This is a genomic window from Microbacterium sp. BK668 (assembly GCF_004362195.1).
Lineage (GTDB): Bacteria > Actinomycetota > Actinomycetes > Actinomycetales > Microbacteriaceae > Microbacterium.
In genome coordinates, this window is the sequence record NZ_SNWG01000001.1 from 1438773 (window position 1) to 1463066 (window position 24294).

Genomic DNA, 24294 nt, shown 5'->3' on the forward strand with positions numbered 1-24294 from the left:
TTAGTGAAGGACCCATGTGCGAGCCGTAATTGTGGCGCAATCGAGCGCAGAATTGTCGTGCATCTTCACGACTCGCTACATCCGGGCGCGGACCCTTACGCAGACCTGATCGACGGGATATGCATCAGCTCCTGCTGATAGCACTCAACAGCTGCTGTCAAAATCTTGCCCGGCCGTTCTCCGCCCGAGAATCGCGACCGCGAGGAGCAGCGCGGCATGACACCGGCTGGGCGCTGACCAGGGCTTGGGGCTACGCGCGACAGATGGCGCCGCGCGATCGATCCGCAGAACCCATCGGCTTCTCTCGCCGAGCACCGGCGATCGTGTGCGTCGGACTCAGAGTAAGGGCCGGTCGGAGAGGCTTCCGACCGGCCCTTGTCCCTTGCACCAAGAGTGTCCTGCAATCACATGCCGGCAGCTGCCACAGCAAAACAACTACCGTGCCTGCACTCTATAACGAGGAGGTAACGGAAGGGAAGAGTCTGGCGTTACCTTTTCGTGATTCTCAGGCAGCTCATCAGCTTCGGGCGACGCGAAGCGGTGAGAACACCGCGATCCCGGCCGCGACGGCGAACACGGCGGCGACGATCCAGATCGAGGGCGCGACACCGACGACCGACGCGAGGACGCCGCCGAGCACGGCGCCGAGGGCGCCCGCCGTGCGATTTACCGACCGCCCGGTGGCGTTGACGCGGCCGAGGAGCTCGTCGGGGACGGCGCGCTGGCGGTAGCTCATCTCGTTGGCGTTCTCGATTCCCGCGGCGAGACCGCTGATCGCGAGCGCGGCGAACAGCAGAGCGGTCCCCGCCGGCCCGCCGGCGACGGGGACAAGGCCGACGCCGACCCATGCAAGGGGGTAGAGCACACGCGTGCCCGTGATCGTTGCTCCGGATCCGAACCGCCTGCCGGATCGCTCCGCCAGTGCGGCTCCCGCGAGCGTCGCGGCGCCGGCGACCGAGAGAAGCAGTCCGAAGAGGGCGGCGCCGAGATCGAGGGTGCGCAGGACAAGAAGAGACAGGATCGTGAGGGAGGCCGCATTCGCCACGAACCACACGTGGGTCGACAGCGAGAGCGGCAGCAGGACGGGATGCCGGTAGGTTGCTCGCAGGCCCTCTCGGATGTCGCGCACGACCGATCGGCGCCCGCCGCCGGAAACCTCGGTCACCCGAACGCCCGCGACGAGGATCGCGTCGACGACATAGCTCACGGCGTCGATCAGCAGCGCGATCGGCGCTCCGAGCCAGCGCACGACGAGGCCGGCGAGCGTCGGGCCGAGTGTCAGCGCGGCGGCCTCGCCCTGGTCGATCTGTGCGTTGGCACGCAGCAGCCTTTCACGGTCGACGAGGCGAGGCAGGAGCGACTGCGATGCCGCGAAGCCGAACACCGAGAAGCCGCCGAACAGGAGCAGAAGGGCGACCAGGTTCCAGACCGAGAGGGCTCCCACCGCCCACAGCAGCGGGATCATCCCGAGACTGAGCGCGCGGCCGAGACTCGCCACGACGAGGGTTCGTCTGCGGCGCCATCGGTCGACGTAGACGCCCGCGACGAGCCCGAGCACCGCGTACGGAACGAACTGCGCGGCGTTCACGATGCCCACCTCGACAGCGTCGGCCTGGAGGCCGTCCACGACGAGGACCGGCAGCGCGACCGCCGTGGCGGCCGACCCGAACGCGCTGATCGTATTTGCGGCCCAGAACCGCCGGAACCCCTGCGATCTCGTCACCGCGCGTCGATGCGCGGCTCCGCCCGCGGGGGGCCCGTCACCAGATCGGCCGCGCGCCCATCGAACTCGACGTCGCGCCCGAGGATGGACATCGCGACCACGGTGCTCATGGCGCTCCTCTCGATGCGGTGCCCTCAGCCTCCCACGAGGCATCCTCCTCCGCGTGATGCCTGCGCTCTCGGGCTGAGGGCCCTGGGGTGCCGCGCCGGTGCGAGGATGGGGCCGTGGAGGCATGGGGCCGTGACACCGCGAGCGGGCCGTTCGTCGTGACCCTCGTCGTCGACCTGCCGATCGCGAAGCCCGACGCGCTGGAGGTAATCGCGTTCGTCGCCGACACCGAGGTGCAGAACGCGCGCACCGCGTATCCGCGGGTCAGCCTGGAGCCGGACGTGTGGGCCGAGGTGCAGATCCCGCGATTCGCCGACCCGCCGCCGCTCGCGATCGACGTGTGCACCGACGTGTCGATCGACGCCGCGCAGCGGGCCGCCGTTCGGCTGGCGGCGGCGCTGGAGCGCGTGGGCTGGACCGTGCGACCGCCTCGACAGGACGAGGTCTGACGCGACCGGAGGCGGCGTCGGGGATGGATGCGGCCGGAGGCGGCGTCGGGGATGGATGCGGCGACCGCCGCTGAGCGCGGGCTCGGGCATCCTCATGATCGGCCGCGCTCTGCGGCACAGCAGAGGAGATCCGCGCCTCTGAGGACCGGGAAGCGCTTCTCGGTTCTCGGTTGCGCCGATCTCCTCGGAACGGCAGGACCGGCGCCGGCCGCGATCGACGCCTGCTCCGCGCGTCGCGCCCCGCGGCGATCGCGGGGGTGGACCGCCTCGCCGAGGATGTAACACCCCCGTCATCCCCCGTCCTCCCCGCCCGCCTAGGCTTCGGCCAGAGGAGGGTCCATGACCGATGTCGCCGCGCCGCTTCCTGCCGTGAGGATCGCGATCCCGTGGCGCCCGCAGCCGTCGAGGCTGGAGGCGTTCGACCGCGTCGTGGAGTGGTATCGGCGGAACCTCCCCGGCGTCCCCCTCGTGACCGTCGACACCGACGAGGAGACCTTCGTGCTGGCCGCCTGCCGCAACGCCGCGATGAGCGAGGCCGCCTTCGACGAGGTCGTGGTCATCGGCGACGCCGACACCATCCCGGAGCGCGACCCTCTCCTCGCCGCGATCCGGACCGCCGCGGTGAGCGACCGCGTGCAGCTGCCGTACGACGAGTACCGCTGGCTCGGCCGCACCGGAACCGCCGACTACGTGACCGGCGTTCCGCCGGAGGACTGCCGGGTCGAGCAGGTCGTGCACACCGCCTGCTCCGGTGTCTACGTCGCGACGCCCCGGGTGTGGGCGAGTCACGGCGGGCAGGACGAGGGCTTCCGCGGGTGGGGATTCGAGGATGCCGCGTGGTTCGAGGCGCACAGCACGCTGCTCGGCGGGCCGCCGCAGCGGCATCCCGGCCGCGTCTATGCGCTGCATCACGCCGCTGCGCCGCGGGAGGGCGAGAGGTTCCAGGCGAACGTCGACCGTATGGGCCGGTACCGCGCCGCGGCCGGCGACACGCGGGCGATGCGTCTTCTCGTGGCTCAGCCCGTGGATGAGCTCGACAGGGCCTCGTAGGCGACCGACGGACCGGACGACGTCGCGGACGACGCGAGCGCGAGGACGGCACGGCCGGCGAACCCCGGGTCGGTCACGGCGGAGAGCGCCGCGGCGAGTTCGTCGACCGTCGCGCGGTTGGGGTCGAGCGCGACCCCGACTCCGGCCCGTTCGACGGCGGCTGCGCCGGCGAACTGGTCGGTGGAGAACGGCAGGACGACGAGCGGCACGCCCTGTCCGAACGCTTCGGTGACCGAGTTGTTGCCGCCGTGCGTGACCGCCGCCGCCGCCGAACCGAGCAGGCGCACCTGCGGGAGGTAGGGCTCGACGAGCCAGTCGCCGGGGATCGGCCCGAGCTCCGCGGGGTCGGTCACGCCGGTCGCGATCGCCGCCCGCGCGTCGGCCCGCCGCAGAGCCTCGGCGACCCGTGCCAGCACGTCGCCGCGCACCGACAGGAAGCTGCCGAAGCTGACATACACATACGGGGATGCCGCGGCCATCCAGGCCTCGACGTCGCCGGGCTCCTCGCGCGGCGTCCACCCGAGGAAGCGGTGCGGGGGCAGCATGCGTCCGTCGCCTGCGGCGAGCTCCCGCGGGTAGTTGTAGAGCACCGTCTCGCCGTGGAGGGCGAAGGCGTCGGCGATCGCCGGTGCCGAGGCATCCAGCTCCCGTGCCGCGCTGTTCCACTGCTCCGCGAAGCGCGCCGACACCTCGTCACAAAGCCGCCGGAGGGCGGCGAGCTCGGCCGGCTCGGGGGAGAAGGCCGCCGGCCACGCCGGCGGGAAGCCGTAGACCTCGTCGCCGACCGGGAGGGCGGTCGGATGGCCCAGGACGACGTCGCCGTACGCGATGCCCCGCGTGTGCAGCGCGAGGCGCGCGCTGTAGGCGAGGTGGTCGACGAGGATCGCGTCCGGGTGCACTCGCTCGATCACCTCCAGGGTCGCCCGCGCGCGGTCGGCGGGCCGCCACATCAGGTCGGTGAGGCGCTCGCGCGCCTGGTAGGCGAGCGTCGGCACCATGCCTTCGCGCGTCGCGGCGAAGAAGCCGTCGAGGGATGCCGCCTCGGCCTCCTCCTGCTCGGCGGATCGGATGACGCCGGCGTTCGCTCCCCGCCCGAGAGGCAGGTGCGCGCGCTCGTAACCGAACTGGGAGACGATGGATGACGTCGCCTCGCCGGTCGCGACGACGACGCGCTCGCCTGCAGCGCGCCACGCGGTGGCAAGGCTCGCCAGCGGGAGCAGGTGCGAGGCGTAGTCGGGGCTGATGACGAGGAGCGTCACGCGATGAGCCCCGCCGCCCGGCGCAGCTCGCTCTCGGTGCGCACGACGGAGCGGTACACGGGCGTCAGCGTCGCGGCCATCGCCTGGATCGTGAAGCGCTCGGCCACGAGCTCGCGCGCTCGGCGGGCGAGGTCGGGATCGGATGCCTCGGCACGGGCGAGCGCGTTCACGATGCCCTCACTCAGCCCCGCCGGGTCGCCCGGTGCGACGAGGAAGCCCGTGTCGCCGTCGGTGACGTAGGTCGCGGGCCCTCCGGAGTCGGGCGCGACCACGACGAGCCCCGTGGCCATCGCCTCGAGGATCGCCAGCCCGAACTCCTCCTTGACGCTCGCGCACACGTAGACGCCACCGGGGGCGGCGAGCCCGGGCAGGCCGAATCGCGCGGCGGCGAGCCACTCGGCCGCAACGCCGTTGGGTCGGTGCCCGGGGAGGAGGAGCCCTCGCTGGGCGCGGTCCGCCGGCGGGACCGCTGCGTCGATCGCGGCGAGCTGCTCGCGCTCGTCGTCGGACGGCGCCTCGAGGTCGCCCCCCACGATCAGGAGGTTGGCGCGGTCGGCGAGCGGCCCCTCCGCCCAGGCCTGGACGAGTGCGGCCATCCCCTTCACGCGGTGCAGGCGGCCGATCGAGACGAGGAGCGGGAGGCCACGGCGCTCGGCGGGCAGCGCCGCGAGGCCGTCCGCGAGCTCCCGCAGCGCCTCGGTGAGCGGCCCGCCCTCGGACGCGGCGCGGGCGCGCGCGACCGCGTCATCGACGACGTTGAGGTCGACCCCCTCCGCGACGACGCTGTGGCGTTCGGGATGCGACGTGAGATCGATCCCGACGAGCTGGCGCATCTCGCTCACAAGGTCCGGGCGAGGGAAGAGCACGGAGTGCGAAGCCGACGCCGCGAGGCTCTGCACGAGCCGCGCGCGGAACCAGAAGTGCTCGCGCAGGTCCGTCTCGCCGAAGCCGTCACGCGTGAGACGCCCCGACCGCTCGAGCGACGCGATCACGCTGTGAGGATCAGGGGCGACGGTGAAGAGGAACGGGATGCCGAGCTCGCGCGCGACGTCGGCCGCTGCGAGGCTTCCGACATCCGCCATCCGCAGGTGCAGCACATCGACGCGGCCCGCGGCCCGCAGCAGGCGACGGAGCCCTCGCCGCACCGTGACCCGCAGCGGCCACGCCGACGCGGACGGCGGCGGGGGACCCTCGAGCGGGATGTGGCCGTAGACGTGCCCCCGATGGGTTCCGGCGAACTGGAGGAGATCCGGGCCCGCCTGATCGAGCGAGCCGCGCGAGAGGGTCAGCACGCGCTGCACGCCGTCCTGCTGCTCGATGAGAGCGTCGCCGAGGCGCACGAGGAGGGTCGCCACGCCTCCGTTGTCGCCGGCACCGGCCGACGAGAGCGACGAGTCCACGTCGGCGTGCAGGAACAGCTGGGCGATCGTGACGGCGTCCTCGTCGTCGGTGCGCGGGGTCAAACCCTCGGCGTCGATGAGCGAGAGCCGGGCGAGGCCGCCGGCCGCGCCACCCTCGGTCACGATCTCTTCGAGCAGGGCGATGTCCTCCTCGAGGGCGCGCTGACCGAGCGCCGAGATCGCGGCGGCGCGCACGACGGGCGCCTCGGTGGCGTCGGCGGCCGTCCGGCGCAGGAGGGGCCGGACGAGCGCGCGGGGGATGAGCCCGACGGTCTCGACCAGGCGCGCACGGGCGTCGTCGGGCAGCTCTCCGGTGCCCGCGGACTCGAGCGCGGCGGCCAGGAGATCGCCGGACTGCACCGACCACTTCTCGATCGTGTGCTGAGCGAGCATGCCCTGGAACCCGCCCCCCGCGACCATCCGGACGAGCCGGCCCACGGCTTCGGGCCGCGGCGGCCGGCGACCCAGCGCCCACGCGGAATGCTCGGCGATCCACCGCCGGTGGTCGGACAGCAGCGAGACCAGCAGTGCGGCGGCCGCCTCGTCGTGCATCTCGGCCAGCGCGTGCACGGCGGCGATCGCGGCGATGTCGTCGTCGGACGCGAGCGCCGCGCCCAGCACCCGCAGGGTGCGCACACCGGGGTCGCGGCCCGCCTCGAAGGCGACGTCGTCCGCCGCTCGGAGGGCCTCGACGATGGACGCCGCTTCAGTGATGCGATCCATCGCAGTCTGGATTCCCATGGCAACCCCCGCTCCTCGACGTTGTGGTGCCAAGGGGGATGGTAACCCCCTGAAACGAACGAGAAGTACGGTTGACGAAATGCCGACGGGCGGTATGGGAGGGACGGCACGCGTGTCGATCCTCACCATCGGCGACATCGGCGTCTCCTCCGGCATCATCCACATCGGCGACGAGGCGATGTTCGAGGCGGCGCGCGACGAGCTGGCGGATCGAGGCATCCCCATCACCGGCATCTCCTCGCAACCCGACGAGTCGGCCCGCCGCTACGGCATACCGGTCGTCGGACGGCTCGGCTTCGCGGGTCTTGCCCGAGCCGATGCGCAGGAGCGGGCGGCGCTGCTCCTGGACGTCGCTGCGGGCATCCGCGAGCTGCCGCCCGGCGACCCCGCCGAGGGTGCCCTCGCGGCGCTGAGGTCTGCGCGCGGCGTGCTCATCGCGGGCGGCGGCAATCTGGCCTCGCGCTGGCCCGTGCACGTCTTCGAACGCACGACCGTTGCGGCGATGGCTCGCGCGCAGGGTCTGCCGGTCGTCCTGTCGGGGCAGACCCTCGGACCCGACCTCGACCCGGAAGACCGGACGCGCGTCGCGGAGCTCGCCCGCCGGGCGGTGCGCACGGGGGTCCGGGAGCACGCCTCGGGCGACCTCGCGCGGTCGTGGGGCGCGCGCGTGCACGTCGGCGTCGACGACGCGTCGTTCCTCGGCGGGGGCCCGGACGGCGCCGAGGTGTCCGACCGGGTGCTCGTCAGCCTCTCCGGCTGGTTCGCCGTGCGGCCCGCCGACGCGGTCGAGGCCGGCATCGCACGCCTCCTCGATCATGTGGCCGACACCGCGGGAGAGGTGCTCTTCCACGCGCACTTCGGACCCGTCGCCGCCGACGCCGTGCCATCGGGCGACGCCGCGCTCCACGAGCGGGTGCGCGCGCGCATGCGGCGTCCGAGCACCGTCGTCGCGAGCGGCGATCCGCTCGGCGCTGCTCGGCTCGCGCGCAGCGCACGGCTTCTCGTCACGAGCCGTTACCACCCGGCCGTCTTCGCGGCGCCGGCCGGCGTGCCGATCCTCGGGCTCGCCGCGGACGATTACACCCGGATCAAGCTGGCTGGAGCCCTCGGTCATTGGGGCCAGGATGCCGTCCTCGATCTGGACGACCTGCCGACCGCGCCATCCGCCCTCGATCGGCTCGACGATCGTCGATCCGAGGTGGCCGACCGCGCGGCCGCCGCGCTCCCCGGGCATCGCGCCCGTGCCGGCGCGTGGTGGGACGACGTCGCCGACGTCTTCCGCTGACGCGGGGGCGGGTTCACTTGCGGCGATGTGCGCATCGGCGTGCCGATCGGCGCAAGTGAAGCCCGCGTCATCCGTTCGCCTGCGGCGATGTGCGTGTCGGCGTGCCGATCGGCGCAAGTGAAGCCGAGGGCGTCAGACGTCGGTGACGGATGCCGCGCCCGCGGCGTAGCCCTCCGCCCACGACTCGCGCGATCCGGTGTGGAAGAGATCGCGCTCCCGTTCGCGCACGATGCTGCGCGCCCCCGGCAGGTCGAGATCGCCGACGAGGTCGCCTCGCCCGCGCACGATCGCGACCGGGATGCCCGTCGTCTTGCGCTTGACGAGGTCTGCTGCGGCGGCGAGTTCGTCGGCGACGCACGGGAGCGTCACGACGAGCGACCGGCCGGCGGAGTCCACGCGGCCGCGGTGGTCGTCGAAGACGCGCACCCCGGCGGCCCCGATCGCCGAGTCGGTCTGGCCCTCGCGCCACGCGCGCCCCAGCGTGTCGGACACGATCACCCCGACGCGGACGCCGGTCGCCGCACGCAGCCCGGCGACGAGGGCGCGGGCCGAGGCATCCGGATCCTCAGGGAGCAGCAACACCGTCCCCTCGGGCGTGTTGCTCGCGTCGACCCCCGCCGCCGCGGCGATGATTCCGAGGCGGCTCTCGACGATGCGCACCCGATCGTCCGCCGAGACCGCGACCACGCGAACCGTCTCCGCCTCGATCGCGGCCGTGCGGTCGTCGGCGGGGACGATCCGGCCCTCGGCCTTCGACACGATCTTCGAGGTCACGACGAGGATGTCGCCGTCCTGGAGGTCGGCTGCGGCGACGGCGATGACGGCGACCAGGTCGTCGCCGGGTCGGATCTCGGGGATGCCGAGCACGGGCAGGACGGTCAGCGCGGCGGGCTGAGGCATCCCGCCACGCTATCAATCGTGCGGGTAGGCTCCCGTGGGTGCGCGACGACCGGGAGCAGAGGCTCGACCCTCCGACGAGTGCAAGCGCTGGGACCGAGACGAGTGCAGGGACCGGGACGAGCCCAAGGACCGAGACGAGCCCAGGGACCGGGACGAGCCCAGAAGCCGGCGGCGCGGAGGGGCCGAACGTGGTGCTCCTCGCCGGGGGCGCGGGCGGATCGACCTTCGCGGTCGGCCTGCGCGACGTCATCGCCGAGCGAGGCGGCCACCTCACCGTCATCTGCAACACCGCCGACGACCTGTGGGTGCACGGACTGCGCATCCAGCCCGACGTCGACTCGATGCTCTACGGGCTCGCGGGGGTCAAGGATCGCGAGCGCGGCTGGGGTCGCGCCGGCGACTCGGACCGCGTCTCGCACGAGCTCGCCGAGTGGGGGCTCGGCTGGGACTGGTTCACCCTCGGCGACCTCGATCTCGGCACTCACATCGCCCGCACCGCCTGGCTCCGCGGCGGCGTCGACGTCGCCGCGGTCGTGGAGCGCCTCTCCGCCCGTTGGCCGCTCGGTGCGACGCTGCTGCCGATGACCCAGGCCGAGGTCTCGACCTTCGTCGATCTCGGCGACGAGACGATCCACTTCCAGGAGTGGTGGACGCGGTATCGGGCGAAGCGCGAGCCGGTCGCGTTCGCGAATCCGGGGATGGATGCCGCGACCCCGGCCCCCGGCATCCTGGAAGCCCTGGAACAGGCCGACGTGATCGTGCTCGCGCCGTCGAACCCGGTCGTCTCGATCGGCACGATCCTGGCGGTGCCGGGCGTGCGCGAGGCGATCCTGGCGTCGCCGGCGCCCGTCGTCGGGGTCTCGCCCATCATCGGCGGATCGCCCGTGCGCGGCATGGCCGACGTGTGCTTGCGCGTCGTCGGAGCCGAGTGCTCCGCGTCCGGCGTCGCCGGCCTGTACGGGGCGCGCGACGACGGCGGACTGCTCGACGCGTGGCTCATCGCGGAGGAGGACGCCGGCGAAGCTGCGGCGATCGAGGGGCTCGGCATCCGTCCCGTCGTCCGCCCGCTGTGGATGAGGGACGTCCCGCTCACGCGCGCCCTCGCTTCCGACGCGCTCGCCGCGGCGGCGACCGCGACGAGCTGACGCCCCCTGCCTCTTGCGCCGGCGGCGCCGGACCTTAACCATGGGGACACAGCCGGAAACAGGCATGAAACCTTCATGCTCTGGAATGCAGGAACCGGCACGGAGATGCCCGAGCCAGACGCGACGCCGATGTCGTGTCCGACCCGACGGCGCGACATGGAGGCGGCTATGGCTGTAGTTCGAGCGGCGATCACGCAGACGACCTGGACGGGCGACAAAGAGTCCATGCTCGACAAGCACGAGCAGTTCGCGCGGGATGCCGCGGCTCAGGGAGCGCAGGTCGTGTGCTTCCAGGAGCTGTTCTACGGTCCCTACTTCGGCATCACGCAGGACAAGAAGTACTACCGGTTCGCCGAACCCGCGGACGGCCCCATCGTGCAGCGATTCGCCGCGCTCGCGAAGGAGCTCGGGCTCGTCTCCGTGCTGCCGATCTACGAAGAGGCCGAGACCGGGGTGTATTACAACACCTCGGTGCTCGTCGATGCGGACGGCACGATCCTCGGCAAGTACCGCAAGCACCACCTCCCGCACCTCGACCGGTTCTGGGAGAAGTTCTACTTCCGGCCCGGCAACGTCGGGTACCCGGTCTTCGACACCGCCGTCGGGCGGATCGGGATGTACATCTGCTACGACCGGCACTTCCCCGAAGGCTGGCGAGAGCTGGGCCTCAACGACGCCCACATGGTCTTCAACCCCAACGCGACGAAGCCCGGTCTGTCGAACCGGCTGTGGGAGATCGAGGGCCCGGCGGCCGCGGTCGCGAACGGCTACTTCGTGCTGCAGCCCAACCGCGTGGGGCGGGAGGACAACGAGTACGGCGAGCTCGCCGTCGACTTCTACGGCACGAGCCAGGTGATCGACCCGCGCGGGAACTTCGTCGGCGAGCGCGGATCCGGCGACCACGAGGAACTGCTCGTGCGCGACCTCGAACTCGACATGGTCCGCGAGATGCGCGACGACTGGCAGTTCTACCGCGATCGCCGGCCGGACTCCTACACGAAGATCGCGCAGCCGTAAGGAGAGCGCCATGGCCACCACACTCATCAAGGGCGGCACCGTCGTCTCGGCGACGGGACGCGCCGAGGCCGACGTCCTCATCGACGGCGAGACGATCGTCGCCGTGCTGGCACCCGGCTCGCAGCTGCTCGGGACGGATGTCGCGGCATCCGTCGACACCGTCCTCGACGCCACCGGCAAGTACGTGATCCCCGGCGGCATCGACGCGCACACGCACATGCAGCTTCCCTTCGGCGGCACCTCTGCCAGCGACACCTTCGAGACGGGGACGCGCGCCGCGGCATGGGGCGGCACGACGACGATCATCGACTTCGCCGTGCAGACCTACGGGACGAAGGTGCAGGACGGGCTCGCGAAGTGGCACGACCTCGCCGCGGGGAACTGCGCCATCGATTACGGCTTCCACCAGATCATCGGCGGGATCGACGATGACTCGCTGAGGTTCATGCCGGCCCTCATCGACGAGGGCATCACGAGCTTCAAGCTCTTCATGGCGTATCCCGGCGTCTTCTACTCGGACGACGCCCAGGTGCTTCAAGCGATGCAGGTCTCGCGCGAGACGGGCCTGCTGACGATGATGCACGCCGAGAACGGGCCCGCCATCGACGTGCTCGCCAAGCAGCTCGTCGAGCAGGGCAAGACCTCGCCGTACTTCCACGGCGTAGCCCGCGCCTGGCAGATGGAGGAGGAGGCGACGCACCGTGCGATCATGCTCGCCGACGTCACGGGGGCACCGCTGTACGTCGTGCACGTGAGCGCCAAGCAGGCCGTCGAGCAGCTCGCGTGGGCTCGCGACAAGGGGCAGAACGTGTTCGGTGAGACGTGCCCGCAGTATCTGTACCTGTCGCTCGAGGAGCAGCTCGGCGCGTCCAGCGACGAATGGGGCGACTTCGAGGGCGCGAAGTGGGTGTGCTCCACACCGCTGCGCTCGCGCGCGGAGGGCCACCAGGACCACATGTGGCAGGCGCTGCGCACCAACGACCTGCAGATGGTCTCGACCGACCACTGCCCGTTCTGCATGAAGGATCAGAAGGAGCTGGGGCTCGGCGACTTCCGCAAGATCCCGAACGGCATCGGCTCGATCGAGCACCGCATGGACCTCATGTATCAGGGCGTCGTCACCGGGAAGATCACGCTCGAGCGGTGGGTCGAGCTCACCTCGACGACGCCGGCGCGCATGTTCGGGCTGTACGGCCGCAAGGGCGTGATCCAGCCGGGTGCCGACGGCGACGTCGTGATCTACGACCCGAACGGGCACACGTCGATCGGCCTGGGAAAGACCCACCACATGAACATGGACTACTCCGCATGGGAGGGCTACGAGATCGACGGGCACGTCGACACGGTGCTCTCGCGCGGCAAGGTGATCGTCGACCACGGCGAGTACCTCGGATCCAAGGGCGACGGCCGCTACCTCAAGCGCGGTCTCTCGCAGTACCTCCAGTGAACGAAGGCGAGTGACCATGGATTTCGGCGTCGTCCTGCAGACCAACCCGCCCGCCGCGCGGACGGTGCAGCTCGCGAAGCTCGCGGAGGCGCACGGCTTCAGCCACGTGTGGACGTTCGACTCGCACCTCCTGTGGGAGGAGCCGTACGTCATCTACTCGGCGATCCTCGCCCAGACGCAGCGGGTCACCGTGGGTCCGTTCGTGACGAACCCGTCCACCCGGGACTGGACGGTCACGGCATCCGTCTTCGCGACTTTGAACGAGATGTACGGCAATCGCACGATCTGCGGCATCGGCCGGGGCGATTCGGCCGTGCGCGTCACGAACGGGCAGCCGGCCTCGCTCGCCGAGCTCCGCGAGTCGATCCACGTCATCCGCGAGCTGGGCAACTCGCGTCCCGTCGAGTACAAGGGCGCGACGCTGCAGTTCCCGTGGAGCCGCGGCTCGTCGCTCGACGTGTGGGTCGCCGCGTACGGTCCGCTCGCCCTCAAGCTCGCGGGGGAGGTCGGCGACGGCTTCATCCTGCAGCTCGCGGACGTCGACATCGCCGCGTGGATGATCAAGACGGTGAGGGATGCCGCGGCGAACGTCGGCCGCGACCCCGACGCGCTCGCGTTCTGCGTGGCAGCGCCGATGTACATCGGCACCGACCGGGCGCACATGCGGGACCAGTGCCGCTGGTTCGGCGGGATGGTCGGCAATCACGTCGCCGACATCGTGAAGAAGTACGGCCACCACGGCGCGGTGCCCGACGCGCTCACCGACTACATCGCCGGGCGCACCGGATACGACTACAACACCCATGGGCGCGCCGACAACGACCACGTCGACTTCGTTCCGGACGAGATCGTCGACCGCTTCTGCATCCTCGGGACCGCCGACGAGCACATCGACAAGCTGCGGCAGCTGTCGTCTCTCGGTGTGACGCAGTTCGCGGGGTACCTGCAGCATGACAACAAGGAAGAGACGCTGCGGGTCTACGGCGAGCGCGTCATCCCGGCCATCGCCGAGCACGTCGCGGCCAAGTCGTGACCGTGCCGCCCGACACGATCGCCGCGCAGGCGCCGCTGCCGGACGCGATGCTGCCCACGCGCCGCCGCCGCGCCGGCCGGCGCTCGCGCATGGCGATCGTGTGGGGCGTGCTCGGCGTCGTCGCCGTCGTCGCGCTGTGGGAGCTGTACAAGCTCTTCGGCCCCGCGGAAGGCGTGGTGGTCGGGGGAACGGGCGAGGCAGGGTCGGGTTTCCTCATCCTGCCGCGCACGCACGACCGGGCCATGCCGCACGTGTGGGACATGGGCGCGCGCCTGTTCGCGCCGACGAGCGGCGGCGACACCCCTCCGCTGTGGATCACCGTCGTGGCCGCGGGGCTCGTCACGCTCGGGATCGCCGCGGTCGGGTGGGCGCTCGGCGTGGTGGTCGGAGCAGTCCTCGGGGCGCTCATGCAGCGCTGGCGCCTGGCCGAGTGGGGACTCCTGCCGTGGATCGTCGTCAGCCAGACCGTGCCGCTCATCGCCTTCGCGCCCGTCGTGAACGCGATCGGCAACCAGATAGACCGCGATGTCGCGCCGTGGCCGCAATGGCTCTCGGTGGCGATCATCGCGTCGTATCTCGCGTTCTTCCCGGTCGCCATCGGGATGCTGCGCGGGCTCTCCGCGCCGGACCGCATCCATCTCGACCTCATGCGCACATACGCGGCCGGCTACTGGTCGACGCTGTTCCGCCTGCGCCTGCCCGCCGCCGTGCCGCATCTCCTCCCCGCGCTGCGTCTGGCCGCGGCGAGCGCCGTCGTCGGTGCCGTGGTCGCAGAGGTGTCGATCGGCATGCGCGGTGGGATCGGGCGGATGCTCATCCAGCTTGCGGGGCAGGCCTCCAGCGATCCCGCCGCTCCCTGGGGACCCACATTCGGAACCATCGGCCTGGGACTGATCGCGGCGTCCGCGATCGCGGTGCTCGGCTGGACACTGTCGAACTACCGCCGAGGCGAGGAGAACGGATGACCCTTCCACCGTCCGGCACAGGGCCGGGGCCCTCGGCGGTCAGGGCCGTGACGGCGTCCGGCGTGGGCAAGGTGTTCGCGACGAAGGCCGCCGACGTCGTGGCGCTGACCGACGTCGAACTCGAGGTCGCGGCGGGGGAGTTCGTCTCTCTCATCGGCCCCTCCGGGTGCGGAAAGTCCACGCTGCTGCGCCTCATCGCCGACCTCGACGAACCCACGACGGGCCGGCTCGAGATCTTCGGCAAGCCGGCTCAGCGCGCCCGCCTCGACCAGGACTACGGCATCGCGTTCCAGCAGGCCGGGCTCCTGCCGTGGCGCACGGTGTCGGCGAACATCGTCCTGCCTCTGGAGCTGCAGGGGACGGGGAAGGACGAGCGCGCCGCGCGCGTGCGCGAACTCGTCGATCTCGTGGGCCTGCGCGAGTTCGCCGACCGCTATCCCGATCAGCTCTCCGGAGGCATGCAGCAGCGCGTCGCCATCGCGCGAGCCCTCGCCGCGCGGCCGCGACTGCTGCTCATGGACGAGCCGTTCGGGGCACTCGACGAGATGACGCGCGAATATCTGCAGGTCGAGCTCGCGCGCATCGCCGCCGAGACCGGGGCGGCGGTGGTCTTCGTCACCCACTCCATCCCCGAGGCGGTCTTCCTGTCCGACCGCGTCGTGGTCATGAGCCCGCGGCCGGGCCGCATCACGGATGTGCTGCCGACGGGTCTCGGACCGGTGCGCGACGACGCCCTCCGCGAGTCGCCCGGGTTCTTCGAACGGGTCACGGCAGTGCGCGAGGCCCTGCACGGCGCGCCGGTCGAGAGGGCGAACGAGCGATGACCTCCGTCGCGGCGGCGCGCCCCCTGCCTTCGTGGCTGCGCTGGGTCGCGCCCCTCGCGGTCGGCCTGATCGGCCTCGCGCTGTGGGCGCTGTGGGTCGCCTCCGGCACCGCGCCGCGCATGCTCCCCAGTCCGCTGGCGATCCTCGAGGAGTTCGTGCTGCGCTGGAACATCATCGCGGCAGACATGGCGATCACGGCGACGAACGCCCTCGTCGGCCTGATCGCCGGAACAGTGATCGGCATCGTCCTGGCCGGGCTCGCAGCATCCGTCAGAGCAGTCGACGGGATGCTGGCGCCGCTCGTGGCCGCGATCGCGGTCGTGCCGATCGTGGCCATCACGCCGATCCTCAACACGATGTTCGGCGCGTCGAGTCAGTTCGGCCGGCAGGCGGTCGCCGCCATCGCCGCGTTCATCCCGGTCTTCGTGAATGTCCTGCGGGGACTCCGCCAGTCCCGGCCGGTGCATCGCGACCTCTTCCGCGCGTCCGCCGCGACGAACGCGCAGACCTTCCGATCGCTCACCCTTCCCACGGCTCTGCCGTATCTCATGACCGGGCTGCGGATCGCCGCATCCGTCGCCGTCATCTCAGCGCTCGTCGCCGAGTACTTCGGGGGCCCGGCCGATGGTGTGGGCACGGCGATCGCGACCTACGCGAAGTCCGGACGCGCCGCCCTCGCGTGGGCGTACGTGTTCGGCGGCATCCTCATCGGTCTCGCATTCTTCCTCGTGACCTCCGTATTGGAGCGGATCGTCATCAGGAGACCGCCGGCTTAGCCGGCATCGGCGGCGGGCGGCACCGACCGCGGCCAGGGGCACCATCACAGGAAGGGATCAGCATGAGACACAGCATCCGACGGGGCCTCGCGCTCGCGTCCACCGTCGCCGTGGCGGCCCTCGCGCTCGCCGCGTGCTCCGCTTCGGGTTCGCCCGACTCGACCGGGGGCGCGGAAGGCGACTTCGAGCCGCTCACCGACATCTCGCTGCAGCTGCAATGGCTCCCGCAGGCGCAGTTCGCCGGCTACTACGTCGCGCAGGAGAAGGGATACTTCGAGGAAGAGGGGTTCGACAACGTCGACATCGTCCCCTCCGGCGGCGATATCGTGCCGCAGGACGCCCTCGTCGCCGGCGATGTCGACTTCGCCGTCGCCTGGGTGCCGAAGGTGCTCGGGACGCTCGAGGCGTCCGGCGTGGAGCTCACCGACATCGCCCAGGTGTTCCAGAAGTCCGGCACGCTCCAGGTCGCGTGGAAGGACTCCGGCATCAGCGACGTGGCCGACTTCGAGGGGAAGAGGATCGGCTCGTGGGGATTCGGCAACGAGTGGGAGATCTTCGCCGCGATGGCCGCCGAGGGCCTGGACTCGACCAGCGTGTCGATCACGACGCAGGACTTCTCGATGAACGCGCTGCTCGACCGCGACGTCGACGCCGCGCAGGCGATGACCTACAACGAGTGGGCGCAGATCCTCGAGGTCGTGAACCCCGAGACGGGTGAGCTTTACACCTCCGAGGACTTCGACGTCATCTCCTACGAGGACACCGAGGGAGCGATGCTGCAGGACGCCCTGTGGGCAGACACGCAGCGCCTCGCGGACGACCCCGCCTACGCCGACGCCGCGGTGCGATTCCTCAAGGCGGTCACGAAGGGCTGGCTGTTCGCGCGGGACAATCCGGAGGAGGCGGCGGAGATCGTCTACGACATCGCTTCCAACGCCGAGGCGGCCTTCCCGGTCGGCCCCGTCCACCAGCTCTGGCAGATGAACGAGGTCAACAAGCTCATCTGGACGGGCGCAGACTTCGGCGTCATCGACCAGGCCGCGTGGGACAAGACCGTGGAGGGAGCGCTCGCGGCGGTCAATCAGGACGGCCTCAATCTCATCACCGCCGAGCCCTCCGACACCGCCTTCTCGAACGAGTACATCGAGAAGGCGCTCGCCGAGCTGGCCGATGAGGGGGTCGACGTGTCGGGCGAGTACACGCCGATCGAGGTCGCGCTCACCGAGGGCGGCCAGTAGAAGGGATGCCGCGTCTCCGGTCGCTGAGTGAGCTGCGCCTCGCCCAGCGACCGGAGGTTTCGATCCCACAGTGCACCCGGGAGGGGGAGAATGGCCGACATGACTCTGAGCGAACAGTCCACGGACCTCGACGGTCTCGCCGCCGAGCTCGACCGCGAGTACGTCTTCCACTCGTGGTCCGCGCAGGCGTCGCTCTCACCCATTGTCATCGCCGGCGGTTCGGGCAGCGTCGTATGGGATCACGGGGGAAAGCGATACCTCGACTTCTCCAGCCAGCTCGTCAACGTCAACATCGGGCACCAGCATCCGGCCGTCATCGACGCCATCCACCGGCAGGCCGACCTGCTCGCCACCGTCGGCCCCGCCGCCGCGAACCTCACGCGCGGGGAGGCGGCCAAGCGCATCGTCGCCCGCGCCCCCGAGGGATTCTCGAAGGTCTTCTTCACCAACGGAGGCGCCGACGCCATCGAGAACGCCATCCGCATGGCGCGGCTGCACTGTGCGGCACGTGGCGACGTGGGCCGCGACAAAGTCCTCTCGACGTACCGGTCGTACCACGGCAACACCGGGGCCGCGATCGTCGCCACGGGTGACTGGCGACGGATGCCGAACGAGTTCGCCCGCGGACACGTGCACTTCTTCGGGCCCTACCTGTACCGCTCCGAGTTCTGGGCGACGACGCCGGAACAGGAGAGCGAGCGTGCGCTGCAGCACCTTCGCCGCGTCATCCAGTCCGAGGGCCCCGCAACGATCGCGGCGATCCTGCTCGAGTCCGTTCCCGGCACCGCCGGGATCCTCCTGCCGCCGCCCGGATACCTCGCGGGCGTCCGAGCGCTCGCCGACGAGTTCGGGATCCTCCTGATCCTCGACGAGGTCATGGCCGGATTCGGCCGCACGGGGCGCTGGTTCGCCTTCGAGGGGTACGACGTCGTGCCCGACCTCATCACCTTCGCCAAGGGCGTCAACTCCGGCTACGTGCCGGTCGGAGGCGTGGTGATCTCCGAGCCGATCGCGGCGACGTTCGACGACCGCGTGTTCCCCGGCGGTCTCACCTACAGCGGGCACCCGCTCGCGGCGGCGTCGATCGTCGGCGCGCTGGACGCGATGGAATCGGAGGGGATCGTCGAGAACGCCCGTCGTGTGGGCGCGGAGAAGATCGGCCCCGGGCTGCTCGAGCTCGCCGAGAAGCATGCCGCCATCGGCGAGGTCCGCGGCGAGGGCGTCTTCTGGGCGCTCGAGCTCGTCGCCGACCGCACCACACGCGACCCGCTCCCGGCCGCCGCGGTCGCGAAGGTGAAAGGCGAGCTCGTCGCACGGGGCCTTCTTCCGTTCCAGGCCGACAACCGCATCCACGTCGTGCCGCCGTGCGTCGTCACGGACGACGAGGTCGACCAGGCCCTCGCGATCTACGACGAAGCGTTCGCGGCGGCGCTCTGAGCGCGTGCTGCCGATGCGTCCACCGACGTCGGTGTCGTCCCTTTCGGTCGATGAAGCCGAGCGGCTGCTCGGAGCCGCCGACCTCGACGAGCTGCTTGCGCGTGCGTCAGCCGTGCGCGACGAGGGCCTCCGGGCGGCGGGCCGGCCGGGGGTCATCACATACTCGCGCAAGGTCTTCGTGCCGCTGACGACCCTGTGCCGCGACCGCTGCCACTACTGCGTGTTCGTCGACACGCCGGGTCAGCTGCGACTCAAGCGCGCACCGCTGTACATGTCGGACGAGCAGATCCTCCGCGTGGTCCGAGCCGGTCACCACTCCGGCTGCAAGGAAGCGCTGCTGACCCTGGGCGACCGCCCCGAGGACCGGTGGCCCGAGGCGCGCGCCTGGCTCACCGAGCACGGCTTCGCCTCGACGCTCGACTACGTCGGGCACGCCGCCCGGCTCATCACCGCCGAGACCGGATTGCTCGCGCATCTCAACCCGGGCGTCATGACCGCGGCCGAGCTGCGCGAGCTCCGGCCGACCGCCCCCTCGATGGGCATGATGCTCGAGACGACGTCCCGCGCGATCTACGACCAGCCGGGCGGTGCGCACTACGGCTCGCCCGACAAGGACCCGGACGTGCGACTGCGGGTGCTCGACGACGCCGGGGCGGCCGGCATCCCGTTCACGACCGGCATCCTCGTCGGCATCGGCGAGACGGTTCGCGACCGGGCGGAGTCGCTCGTCGCCCTGCGGGACGTGGCCGAGCGCCACGGGCACGTGCAGGAGGTCATCGTCCAGAACTTCCGCGCAAAGCCCGGGACGGCGATGCGGGGGGTGCCGGATGCCGCGCTCCGCGAGTACATCGCGACGGTCGCCGTCGCCCGGCTGGTCCTCGGAGCGCACATGCGCATCCAGGCGCCGCCGAATCTGAGCGACCCGGCCGAGCTCGAGCTGCTCGTGCGCGCGGGCGTGGACGACTGGGGCGGGGTGTCGCCCCTGACCGCCGACCACGTGAACCCCGAGCGCCCGTGGCCGCACCTCGACGACCTCGCCGCGCTGACGGCGGCCTCGGGCTTCGAGCTCCGGGAGCGCCTGACGGCGCACCCGGAGTACGTCCGCGATGCCGATCGCTGGATCGACCCGGCGCTGCACACCGCGGTCGAGCGGCTGGCCGATCGCGGAACGGGCCTCGCGGCGAGGGATGCCTCGTCCGAGCGGGGCGGGGCGGTCGAGGGGAGTGGTTCCTCCCGGTCGTTGAGCGAGCGGAGCGAGACGGTCGAGGGCGGGGATTCTTCCCGGTCGTTGAGCGAGCGGAGCGAGACGAAACGCGCTGAGCCCGCCAGAAAGCGCCTTGTCGAGCAGGCAGCGCAGGACCCGCGGAGTCTCGACCCGGCGGAGTGGGCGGCGCTGCTCACCGCGACCGGCGCCGACCTCGATGCGCTCGTCCGCACCGCCGACGACGTCCGGCGCTACACCGTCGGCGAGGCGGTCAGCATGGTCGTCAACCGCAATCTGACGTCCTCGCATCTGCGCCGGACACCCGGCGAGCCGCCCGAGTTCGGGCTCACGGACGCCGAGGCGATCGCCCGTGATGCCGTCGACCTCGGCGCGACCGAGATCTGCGTGCAGGGTCTCCTCCCGGCATCCGAAGATCCCGAGGGCTATCTCGACCTCGCCCGCGCCATCGCCGCCGCCGCGCCGAGCGTGCACCTGCACGCCTACCGTCCGCAGGACATCGCGGACCTGTCCGACCGGGCCGGCCTCGGCCTGAACGAGGCGCTCGCCGCGCTGCGGTCGGCCGGCGTGAAGACGGTTCCCGGCACGGGGGTCAAGATCCTCAGCGAGCGCGTGCGTCTCGAGGTCGCGCCGGGCGACCTCGAGATCGACCGCTGGATCGAGACGATCACGCACGCGCACCGCGCCGGCTTCCGCTCGACGTCGGTGATCTTCTACGGCTCCGTCGAGACGGCGGAGGAGCGGATCGCCCACCTCGGACTCCTCCGCCGCATCCAGGACGAGACAGGCGGCTTCACGGAGTTCGTGCCGATCCCGCTGCCCGGCCACGGCGTGCCGCTCGTCGACGCCCGCTCGGCGACCGACGAGCACCGGGCGATGGTCGCCGTGTCGCGGCTCTTCTTCGCCGACAGCATCCGGCACATCCAGATCCCGTGGACCCGGCACGGGCGCGATCTCGCGGTCGATCTCCTCGGCGCGGGGGGCGATGATCTCGGCGGGACGCTCCTCGACGGGCGCGTGCTGCCCGAGGCCGGCATCGAGCACGGTCTCGAGTTCCCGTTCGCCGAGGCGTCCGCCCGCGTCGGAAGACTCTTCCGGCCGCTCCGGGAGCGGTCCACCGACTACCGGGAGATCCCGCGCAAGGCGGCCGCGTCATGACACGCCGGCTCGGCGTAGCCATCGTCGGGGCCGGCTTCGCGGGCCTCGCCGCCGCGATGACCCTGCGCGACGCCGGCCACGACATCGCGGTGTTCGAGCGCGCCGACCGCGTCGGCGGCACATGGCGCGACAACACCTACCCCGGCGTCGCCTGCGACGTTCCGTCCCACCTCTACGGCTTCGCCCGGCATCCCGAGCCCTCCTGGTCGGCGGAATTCGCGCCGGGTGCCGAGATCCAGGCCTATCTCGAGCGGGTCGTCGACCGGGAGCGGCTCGACGACCGCATCACGTTCGGCGCCCCCCTCATCGACGCCGGCTGGCACGAGGATGCCGGGATCTGGCGCCTCTCGTTCGGCGGCGCTTCGCCGTTCGACGTGGACGCCGAGGCGCTCGTCCTCGCGTGCGGCCGGCTGAGCGAGCCGCGCATCCCCGACGTGGCGAACCTCGAGGCGTTCCGCGGGCCGCTGTTCCACTCCGCCCGCTGGGACCACGGGGTCGATCTCGTCGGCGCCCACGTGGCCGTCGTCGGTTCCGGTGCGAGCGCCGTGCAGCTGGTGCCGCAGCTCGCGCGCACCGCCTCGAAGGTCACGCTGTTCCAGCGGAGCGCCGCGTGGATCATGCCGCGCGGCGGCCGGCCGTTCTCGCCGGCGGAGCGGGCGCGGTTCGCCGCGAATCCGGACGAGCTCGCGCGACTGCGCGCTCAGCTGGACGCCGAGGGAGAAGCGCGGTTCCCCTCGCGCTCGGGCGGACCCGGGGCCGTCGAGGCCGAGACGGTCGCGCGCGCCCATCTCGCCGCACAGGTCGCCGACCCGCGGCTGCGCGCGACCCTCACCCCGGACTATGCGTTCGGGTGCAAGCGCGTGCTGCTGTCGGACGAGTTCTACCCGGCGGTGGCGTCGGATCGGGTCGTCCTCGAGCCGAGCGCGCTCGCCGCCGTCGACGATGGCGAGCTGATCGCGGCATCGGGGAGCCGTCACCGGGGGGTCGACGCGCTCGTGCTGGCGACCGGGTTCCAGACGACGCGCCAGCCGTACGCGCGGCTCGTCCGAGGCGAGAACGGCGTCACGCTGGGGGAGCACTGGGCCGGCGGCATGACGTCGTTCGGATCGACCGTCGTAGCCGGCTTCCCGCAGCTGTTCGTGCTGAACGGGCCGAACGCATCGCTCGGTCACACGTCGTCGATCCTCATGCTCGAGGCGCAGGCCGAGTACGTGGCGAAGGCGCTCGCCCGTCGCGCGGGCGGGGGAGTGCTGCGGGTCCGGCCCGAGGCCGAGCGGGCGTATACGAGGATGGTGGACGAGCGCGCCGCGGGAACGCCGTGGCTGACGGGCGGATGTCGCAACTGGTACGTCGACGACCGCTCGCGCCGGCTCACCCTGGTGTGGCCGGGCACGGTCGCCGACTACCGGGCGGCCCTCGCCGCGAGCGGCGGTCGGGAGTTCGAGACCGCGCCGGCGGTCGCCGTGGATGCACAGGAGAGGTCGGGATCATGACGGTACCCATCCGGTTCGGCTACAAGGCATCGGCGGAGCAGTTCGGTCCGGCCGAGCTGCTCGATTACGCGATCATGGCCGAAGAGGCCGGGTTCGACTCGGTCTTCGTGTCCGACCACCTGCAGCCCTGGCTGCACGAGGGCGGCCACGCCCCGGCATCCGTCCCCTGGCTCGGGGCGCTCGGCGGCAAGACGTCGCGCGTCCTCATCGGCACGTCCGTGCTGACCCCGACCTTCCGCTACAACCCGACGGTCGTCGCGCAGGACTTCGCGACCCTCGGCGTCATGTACCCCGGGCGCGTGATCCTCGGCGTGGGCACCGGCGAGGCGCTCAACGAGGCGAACCTCGGCATCGCGTGGCCCGATCCTCCGGAGCGGTTCCGGCGGCTCAAAGAGGCGATCGGCCTCATCCGGCGGCTGTGGTCGGAGGACCGCGTCAACTTCGAGGGCGAGTTCTACACGACCCGCAACATCACGATCTACGACAAGATGGACGACCCGGTGCCTATCTACATTGGCGCCGCCGGGCCTGCCGCCACGCGTCTGGCCGGCCGCATCGCCGACGGCTTCATCACCACGAGCGGCAAGAAGCGCGAGCTCTACACCGACACCCTGCTGCCCGCGCTCCGTGAGGGGCTGGAGAAGGCCGGGCGATCCGAAGACGACCTCGACACGCTGATCGAGATCAAGGTGTCGTACCACCCGCGGCGCGACGTGGCGCTGGAGAAGACGCGGTTCTGGGCCCCGCTCGCCCTGAGCCCCGAGGAGAAGATGGGCGTCGACGACCCCCTCGAGATGCAGAGGCTCGGCGAGGAGCTGCCGATCGAGCGCGCCGCCTCGCGCTTCATCGTCTCGGACGACCCCGAGGAGCACATCGAGCGCATCGCGTGGTACGTGTCGCTCGGGTTCCGGCACCTGGTCTTCCACGACCCGGGGCACGATCAGGCGGAGTTCCTGCGGCTGTACGGCGAGCACGTGCTGCCGCGGCTGCGCGAGCGGTTCTCGTGACGGGCTGGACCGTCGTCCTGCCGGTCAAGGCGGCGGTGCGGGCGAAGTCGCGGCTCGCCCGCGGGCCCGAGCTCGCCCGCGCGATCGCCCTGGACACGATCGAGGCGGTGGGCGCGTGCGGGACCGTCGGGCAGGTGGTGGTGGTGACGGATGACGCAGAGCTCGAGGCATCCCTCCCCCCCGGCGCGCGCATGGTCGCCGACCGGGCCCGAGTGGGCCCGAACGCGGCGATCCTCAAGGTGATGGCCGGGCTGGCGGCGTCGGCTCCCCGCGCCGCCCTCCTCGCCGACCTGCCCGCCCTGCGCTCGCCAGACCTCGCGGCCGCGCTGGAGGCGGCCACGATGGTCGAGCGGGCAGTGGTCCCGGATGCCGAGGGCACCGGTTCGACGCTCGTCACCGCCGCGGCCGGGGCGGCGTGGGCCTCGGCCTTCGGCGCGAACTCGTTCGCACGCCATCTGGAGCTCGGCTGCGTGGCGCTGGAGGTTCCGGCCTATTCGTCGCTCCGACGCGACGTCGACACGGCGGAGCACCTCGCCGCCGCCGAGGTGCTCGGCCTCGGGCGGTGGACGTCGGCCTCCCTGCGTCCTGCCGGCGCTCCCGCCGGTCGTTGACCCCGA

At 71.6% G+C, this 24294-nt stretch carries 20 protein-coding genes; 16 read left to right on the forward strand and 4 right to left on the reverse strand.

The features are described 5' to 3' along the window. Positions 1 to 517 precede the first annotated feature (517 nt). A complete protein-coding gene (locus EV279_RS06335; RefSeq protein ID WP_243728458.1) occupies positions 518 to 1723 on the reverse strand; it encodes an MFS transporter in 1206 nt (401 codons plus the stop codon). Positions 1724 to 1947: 224 nt separating this feature from the next. Between EV279_RS06335 and EV279_RS06340 the strand changes: the two genes are divergently transcribed. Then, the gene (locus EV279_RS06340; RefSeq protein ID WP_133542019.1) at positions 1948 to 2280 is read left to right on the forward strand and encodes a hypothetical protein; all 333 of its coding nucleotides are present in this window, start codon (positions 1948 to 1950) and stop codon (positions 2278 to 2280) included. Between the two features lie 339 nt (positions 2281 to 2619). Continuing rightward, a complete protein-coding gene (locus tag EV279_RS06345) occupies positions 2620 to 3330 on the forward strand; it encodes a hypothetical protein (protein WP_133542020.1) in 711 nt (236 codons plus the stop codon). On the opposite strand, the gene EV279_RS06350 is transcribed toward EV279_RS06345, so the two are convergent. Both EV279_RS06350 and EV279_RS06355 read right to left on the reverse strand, forming a co-directional pair. Continuing rightward, positions 3297 to 4589: a glycosyltransferase gene (locus EV279_RS06350; protein ID WP_133542021.1), complete on the reverse strand. Its 1293-nt coding sequence runs from the start codon at positions 4587 to 4589 to the stop codon at positions 3297 to 3299. The genes EV279_RS06345 and EV279_RS06350 overlap by 34 nt on opposite strands. Continuing rightward, positions 4586 to 6730: a glycosyltransferase gene (locus EV279_RS06355; RefSeq protein ID WP_133542022.1), complete on the reverse strand. Its 2145-nt coding sequence runs from the start codon at positions 6728 to 6730 to the stop codon at positions 4586 to 4588. The genes EV279_RS06350 and EV279_RS06355 overlap by 4 nt, the downstream gene beginning before the upstream one ends. Before the next feature lie 79 nt (positions 6731 to 6809). On the opposite strand from EV279_RS06355, the gene EV279_RS06360 reads away from it, so the two are divergent. Then, on the forward strand, positions 6810 to 8015 hold the full coding sequence (locus EV279_RS06360; RefSeq protein ID WP_166644474.1) for a polysaccharide pyruvyl transferase family protein: 1206 nt from the start codon (positions 6810 to 6812) through the stop codon (positions 8013 to 8015). A 132-nt stretch (positions 8016 to 8147) separates the two neighbouring features. On the opposite strand, the gene EV279_RS06365 is transcribed toward EV279_RS06360, so the two are convergent. After that, on the reverse strand, positions 8148 to 8915 hold the full coding sequence (locus tag EV279_RS06365; RefSeq protein WP_133542024.1) for a coenzyme F420-0:L-glutamate ligase: 768 nt from the start codon (positions 8913 to 8915) through the stop codon (positions 8148 to 8150). A 188-nt stretch (positions 8916 to 9103) separates the two neighbouring features. Here EV279_RS06365 and cofD point away from each other — a divergent pair, with 188 nt between their 5' ends. The 13 genes from cofD to cofC all read left to right on the forward strand — a co-directional run bounded on the left by cofD (position 9104) and on the right by cofC (position 24288). After that, positions 9104 to 10060, forward strand: a complete 957-nt coding sequence (cofD, locus tag EV279_RS06370) for a 2-phospho-L-lactate transferase (RefSeq protein ID WP_133542025.1) — start codon at positions 9104 to 9106, stop codon at positions 10058 to 10060. Positions 10061 to 10228: 168 nt separating this feature from the next. After that, positions 10229 to 11077 (forward strand): nitrilase-related carbon-nitrogen hydrolase, encoded by an 849-nt coding sequence (locus EV279_RS06375; protein ID WP_133542026.1) that lies wholly within the window; start codon positions 10229 to 10231, stop codon positions 11075 to 11077. A 10-nt stretch (positions 11078 to 11087) separates the two neighbouring features. Next, on the forward strand, positions 11088 to 12524 hold the full coding sequence (gene hydA / locus EV279_RS06380) for a dihydropyrimidinase (RefSeq protein WP_133542027.1): 1437 nt from the start codon (positions 11088 to 11090) through the stop codon (positions 12522 to 12524). A gap of 16 nt (positions 12525 to 12540) precedes the next feature. Continuing rightward, positions 12541 to 13557: a TIGR03842 family LLM class F420-dependent oxidoreductase gene (locus EV279_RS06385; RefSeq protein WP_133542028.1), complete on the forward strand. Its 1017-nt coding sequence runs from the start codon at positions 12541 to 12543 to the stop codon at positions 13555 to 13557. After that, positions 13554 to 14522, forward strand: coding sequence for an ABC transporter permease subunit (locus tag EV279_RS06390; RefSeq protein ID WP_243728459.1), 969 nt, complete (start codon positions 13554 to 13556; stop codon positions 14520 to 14522). Before EV279_RS06385 ends, EV279_RS06390 begins: the two co-directional genes overlap by 4 nt. Beyond that, positions 14519 to 15346 carry an ABC transporter ATP-binding protein gene (locus tag EV279_RS06395; protein ID WP_133542029.1) on the forward strand — a complete coding sequence of 276 codons (828 nt, stop codon included), beginning with the start codon at positions 14519 to 14521 and terminating at the stop codon, positions 15344 to 15346. The genes EV279_RS06390 and EV279_RS06395 overlap by 4 nt, the downstream gene beginning before the upstream one ends. Then, entirely contained in the window at positions 15343 to 16122 is a 780-nt protein-coding gene (locus tag EV279_RS06400; RefSeq protein ID WP_133542030.1) for an ABC transporter permease subunit, read from the forward strand. The genes EV279_RS06395 and EV279_RS06400 overlap by 4 nt, the downstream gene beginning before the upstream one ends. A 62-nt stretch (positions 16123 to 16184) precedes the next feature. Next, the gene (locus tag EV279_RS06405) at positions 16185 to 17360 is read left to right on the forward strand and encodes an ABC transporter substrate-binding protein (protein ID WP_133542031.1); all 1176 of its coding nucleotides are present in this window, start codon (positions 16185 to 16187) and stop codon (positions 17358 to 17360) included. Positions 17361 to 17459: 99 nt separating this feature from the next. Then, entirely contained in the window at positions 17460 to 18797 is a 1338-nt protein-coding gene (locus EV279_RS06410) for an aspartate aminotransferase family protein (RefSeq protein ID WP_133542032.1), read from the forward strand. A 31-nt stretch (positions 18798 to 18828) separates the two neighbouring features. Further along, entirely contained in the window at positions 18829 to 21177 is a 2349-nt protein-coding gene (cofG, locus tag EV279_RS06415) for a 7,8-didemethyl-8-hydroxy-5-deazariboflavin synthase CofG (RefSeq protein WP_243728460.1), read from the forward strand. Then, positions 21174 to 22670, forward strand: coding sequence for an NAD(P)/FAD-dependent oxidoreductase (locus EV279_RS06420; protein ID WP_133542034.1), 1497 nt, complete (start codon positions 21174 to 21176; stop codon positions 22668 to 22670). Before cofG ends, EV279_RS06420 begins: the two co-directional genes overlap by 4 nt. Next, a complete protein-coding gene (gene fgd / locus EV279_RS06425) occupies positions 22667 to 23677 on the forward strand; it encodes a glucose-6-phosphate dehydrogenase (coenzyme-F420) (RefSeq protein WP_133542035.1) in 1011 nt (336 codons plus the stop codon). The genes EV279_RS06420 and fgd overlap by 4 nt, the downstream gene beginning before the upstream one ends. Continuing rightward, positions 23674 to 24288 (forward strand): 2-phospho-L-lactate guanylyltransferase, encoded by a 615-nt coding sequence (cofC, locus tag EV279_RS06430; RefSeq protein WP_133542036.1) that lies wholly within the window; start codon positions 23674 to 23676, stop codon positions 24286 to 24288. The genes fgd and cofC overlap by 4 nt, the downstream gene beginning before the upstream one ends. Positions 24289 to 24294: the final 6 nt, after the last annotated feature.